General features: G+C 38.6%; 1 protein-coding gene. It reads left to right on the top strand.

Annotation, left to right across the window (positions count from 1 at the left end; translation table 11 throughout):
- Window positions 1–17: 17 nt before the first annotated feature.
- On the top strand, window positions 18–210 hold a 193-nt coding region (locus tag NJD71_RS14130; protein ID WP_319052469.1), incomplete at its 3' end, for a helix-turn-helix domain-containing protein.

Raw genomic sequence — 210 nt, 5'->3', positions numbered from 1 at the left:
TACCACAATAAATAACCATGACTTACTCCCTAGATTATCGCAAACAAGTCTTAAAAAGCTTAGATGAGGGCATGACCTTTGCTGAAGCTGCTGTTTTCTATGATATCAGTCCAACGACTATCCAGAAGTGGAAAAAGCGTCTTCATAGTAAAACCACTCGATATATTAAGCCCTACAAAATAGAGGATGAAGCCTTAGCTCAAGATGTCA

The sequence above is a fragment of the Psychrobacter sp. PP-21 genome (assembly GCF_033790785.1).
Lineage (GTDB): Bacteria > Pseudomonadota > Gammaproteobacteria > Pseudomonadales > Moraxellaceae > Psychrobacter.
Note: the sequence above shows the minus strand (reverse complement) of the source record. Positions and strands in the feature narration are given on the sequence as shown.